The following is a 585-nucleotide window of genomic DNA, read 5'->3' on the forward strand; positions in this document are numbered from 1 at the left end:
AAGAAAGGTTGTGGAGAACACATGGGACTGTGGACGAAAGAGCAATTGCGAGCGTTTATCAAAGAGAATAACCTGGTTACCGCTCAGGATGCACAGAATGCCTTAAAGGACTTGTTCGCAGAAACGTTGCAGGAAATGCTCGAGGCCGAGATGGACACCCATCTGGGTTACAAGAAGCATGATGTGCAGAACAAGCGGACGAGCAATAGCCGCAATGGGAAAAGTAAGAAGACAATCACAAGCGAGTATGGCGAGCAGAAGATTACGGTTCCCAGAGACCGTCGTGGCGAGTTCGATCCGGTGGTTATCCAAAAGCATCAATCCAACGTAACGGGCATCGAAGACCAAATTATCGCACTCTACGCCAAGGGTGTCAGCACGCGAGAGATTCAAGATCACCTGCACCCGTTGTATGGCATTGATGTCTCGCCAACGATGATCTCGAACGTGACAAACAAGATCGTTCCACTGATCAAGGAGTGGCAGAATCACCCGTTGCAAACCGTTTACGCTGTCGTGTTCCTGGATGCAATCCACTTCAAAGTGAAGCAGGACGGCGCCATCGTGAACAAAGCGGCTTATATG

General features: G+C 49.7%; 1 protein-coding gene. It reads left to right on the top strand.

All coding sequences use genetic code 11. The features are described 5' to 3' along the window. Window positions 1-21: 21 nt before the first annotated feature. Window positions 22-585, top strand: a 564-nt coding sequence (locus PPOP_RS11470) for an IS256 family transposase (protein WP_042228544.1), incomplete at its 3' end; no start/stop codon positions are given.

The sequence above is a fragment of the Paenibacillus popilliae ATCC 14706 genome, assembly GCF_000315235.1.
GTDB lineage: Bacteria > Bacillota > Bacilli > Paenibacillales > Paenibacillaceae > Paenibacillus_B > Paenibacillus_B popilliae.